General features: G+C 71.5%; 4 protein-coding genes. All 4 read right to left on the bottom strand.

Annotation, left to right across the window (positions count from 1 at the left end; all coding sequences use genetic code 11):
• On the bottom strand, window positions 1-128 hold a 128-nt coding region (locus P409_RS29570), incomplete at its 3' end, for an HTH domain-containing protein (protein WP_034846854.1).
• Window positions 129-308: 180 nt separating this feature from the next.
• Window positions 309-605, bottom strand: a complete 297-nt coding sequence (locus P409_RS29565) for a hypothetical protein (protein WP_034846852.1) — start codon at window positions 603-605, stop codon at window positions 309-311.
• 100 nt (window positions 606-705) lie between these two features.
• Window positions 706-2,748: a DUF4139 domain-containing protein gene (locus tag P409_RS29560; protein ID WP_034846850.1), complete on the bottom strand. Its 2,043-nt coding sequence runs from the start codon at window positions 2,746-2,748 to the stop codon at window positions 706-708.
• Between the two features lie 109 nt (window positions 2,749-2,857).
• Window positions 2,858-3,319: a hypothetical protein gene (locus P409_RS29555; RefSeq protein WP_034846847.1), complete on the bottom strand. Its 462-nt coding sequence runs from the start codon at window positions 3,317-3,319 to the stop codon at window positions 2,858-2,860.
• Window positions 3,320-3,565 lie beyond the last annotated feature (246 nt).

Below are 3,565 nucleotides of genomic sequence, written 5' to 3'. Positions count from 1 at the left end.
AGGTCCGCCATGTCGCGGTAGACCGTGCGCTCCGACACCTCGAGCGCCTCGGCGAGCTGCTGCGCCGTGACCAGGGCACGGCCGCGCATCAGCAGCAGGATCTGGATCAGGCGGTCGGCTCGGCGCATCGGCGATAGGCCCGCCGAAGGGGCAGGCGGCAGTGTTTGAGACCGCCCGATCATGCTACTGGCACGGCCGTCTGACGACGGTTTCTGCGCTTCCGGTGCTCACGGACTTGAACGTCCGCTGCGCGCCGGTTCTCGAAACCATCGCCAACCGACTCGTGTCAGCGCATTCCGGACGGTCTCTCAGAGGGAACGGCTCCTGAAGTGATAGAGCCGAACGCCCGGCCCGTCGATGACCTGCATGAAGCGGCCGAGGCCGGGCAGGGTGGGGGCCGCGGCGGCCGCCGCCTCCGCGCTCGCCATGTCGCGCCAGCGCACGATGTCGCCGAACAGCCCGTCGGCGCTGACGCCGAAGCTGCGGTCGATATAGCCGTCGAGCCCGGCCAGGGCCGCGCGGCTGCCTTCCGCCGCCTCGATCACGGTCTCGACCGCGACGCCCGGCCTGGCCCGGAACAGCACGACCTCGGTGACGAAGCCCATCGATGTCTCTCCATGCGGGACGGCCCTGGAACGGGCCGTCGATGCTGGAGAGTACGACACCCCTCCTGACAGCATTCTGTCAGGAGGGGTGAGGGAGCTCTCACACGTTCAGCTTGCGCACCGACTGGCGGAACTGGGCGCGGGCGGCGTCGATCGCCTTGCGCAGCTTGTCCAGGCCGGTGCCGACCTGCTCCAGCTCGCTCTCGCTGTCGTTCAGCTTGGCGAGATAGCGCTGGAACAGGTCGCTGTCCTTCGGCACGGCGCCGAGATTCTCGCGCAGCCGCGCCTGTTCCTGGCCGATCTCGGTCTGGCGCTGCTCCAGCCGCTGGGCCTCGGCCTCGCGGTCGCGGATGGCGCCGAGCTGGCCGGCGAGGTCGGCCATCGCCTGGCGCAGCTTGGCCGGCAGGGTGCGGTCCTCGGCCCAGGCGGCGATCTGGTCGTCGGCATCGTCGGCCAGGTCGACGCTCTGCGACACCGGCTGCTCCTGCGTCACCGTCACGGTCACGGTCTTGCCGGCCGGCACCGCCTGGCGGATGCGGTACTGGCCGCTGACGATCTCGACCTTGGCCTTATCCGGCGCGGTCAGCGTCCAGCCCTCGTAGCGCGGCGTCTGCAGCAGCACCGTGCGGTCCTCGCCGGCGGCGCCGGTGACGGCATAGGTCACGCTGGCGCTCTGGGTGGTGGTCAGCTCCATCACGCCGTCGACGATGCGGGCGCGGGCCAGGGTGCTGTCCTGCTTGTCCTCGCGGTCGACCGTGACCTTCTGGTCGACGGCGAAGCTGAGCAGCCGGGTCTCACCGGTCGGCAGCGCGCCCAGCCGGGCGTCGCCGACATAGGCCACCGCCCCGTCGGCGCCGCGCTCATACAGGGTCAGCACGCCGGGCGGCAGGCCGGTCTGGCCGTCATTCTTTAGGTCGACCGCGGCCAGCGGGTGCTTCGGCTCGGTGTCCGGCAGGTACAGGTCGACCCGGCTGGCCGGGATCTCGCGGTCGACGATCGGCACCAGCAGCGAGTGGCCGGCGGCGACGGTCACCGGCTCCGGCAGGTGGAAGCTGACCTGGGTCGCGGTCTCGCCCGATTCGGCGGCGGTGACCTTGGCCAGCTGCTGCGGCGCGCCGTCGAACTGGTCGGCCACGACCGCTTCCGCCGCCGGCGCGGCCATCATCAGCGCCCTCGGGGCCGGCGGCGGCGGCGCGCCCGCTCCCATGCGGGCACGCCCTTCGGCATCGGCGTCGCGGGCCCGCTCATCGACCGGCGGCAGCACCCGGCCAGCCACCTCCACCGGCACGTCCGGCCGGGCGACGGTGTAGCTCTGGTACAGCGCCTGGCGGAAGGTGACCGGGTTGCCGGAGATGACGGTCAGGTCGACCCCGTCCCAGTCGGCGCCGCTCATGTTCTCCAGCACCGCCCAGCCCTGCAGCCCGGCCTTGTCCGCCTTGGGGTCGGCGGCCAGGGTCAGGCGATAGCTGGTCTTCCACAGCGGCGCCTCGACGACGTAGCCGACGCGCAGCGTGCGCTCGCCGTCGCCGGTGGTGCGGATCGCCAAAGTGCGGCGGTCCTTGGCCGAATCCCGGGCCAGGGCGGCCAGCGCCGCATCCAGCTTGGCCTGCAGCGCCGGGTCGGCGAATTGCAGCCCGTCCGCCTCCTCCAGCAGGAACTGGCGCACCCCGCCGGCGGTCATCAGGCTGACGCGGTGGCGGGTGATCTGGGCGCCATCCTTGTCCTTCGACGTCTCGGCCACCACCGACAGGATGCGGCCGGAGACGGCGCGGGCGCCGTCGACCCGCACCTCGGCGCCGCGCAGCGCGTTCAGCAGGTCGGCGGGGGAGGACAGCGCCTCCGGCCCGAACGGCATCTCGCGGAAGGCGGCGGCCAGCGGCTCGCGCCCGGGCAGGCTGATCTCGCCGATGCCGCCCTTGTCGTCATAGACGACGATGCTCTTCATCACGTCGTCGACCTGGTCCAGCGGCACGGCCAGGTCCAGGGTCTCGTTGCCGGTGACCTTGGCCTCGTACTCGAAATAGCCGACGCCGCCGGTCGACAGCAGCACGCGCTTCAGCGCCAGCGGCTCGGCGGCGAAGGCCGGCATGGCCAGGAACGCCGTGGCCATGACGGCCGGCAGGGCAAGGCGGATCGGTGTCATGCGGGGCCCCCTTCAGGATCGGTCGCGGCACCGACCATGAAAGCCGATCATGGCGATGCCGCGGCCGTGTGGGGCCGAGCATGGCGGAAAGGTGCCCTCGGGCGGGCTCTCAGTCGAAGGGCCAGCCGTCATTGTCGTCGCCGCGACGGTCGCGGCGCCAGCCGCCGCCGGTGCAGTCGGCGGTGTCGGTGCCGTCGGTGCAGCGGTTGGTGCCGCCGTAGCGGCCTTCGTCGCAGACGCCGTTATAGGCGCGGCGGCAGCTGTTCGGGCCATGGTCGCGGTCGCGGCTGGCATAGCCGCGGCAATCGGCGGTGTCGGTGCCGTCGTCGCAGCGGTTGGTGCCGCCGTAGCGGCCCTCGTCGCATTGGCCGTTATAGGCGCGGCGGCAGCTGTTGGCGCGGTCGTTGCGGTCGCCGCGGTAGCGGTTGTCGATCCGGGTGTAGCCGCCGTCGTTGTAGTAGCCGCTGTCGGCGTAGCCGCCGTCATTGCCGTAATACCCGTCCTGCGGCACGCAGGCGATGGCGCCGACGGCGGCGGCGGTCAGGACGAGGGTGCGCAGGAAAGTGGACAAGGGGTGGTTCCTCGAAGGCGTTTCTGGCCGGCCGCGATCCTCTGCGGGGCGGCGGTGCGGAATCAAGGCGCGACACCCCGTCCGGGTTCCGTTGTTTCAGGTGGAAGGATCGTGGACAGCGGGCGGCGGCGTGAGGCATGGTCGGTCGTTGCGTCGCCGCAGGGAAAAACTTGCGGATCCATCGCCGGGAACGCGAAGGGAGAACGATCCATGCGGATAGCGGTGTTGCGGGAACGGCGGGATGGT

The organism is Inquilinus limosus MP06 (assembly GCF_000767795.1).
Taxonomy (GTDB): domain Bacteria; phylum Pseudomonadota; class Alphaproteobacteria; order DSM-16000; family Inquilinaceae; genus Inquilinus; species Inquilinus limosus_E.
This window is presented reverse-complemented; position numbering and strand designations above follow the sequence as displayed.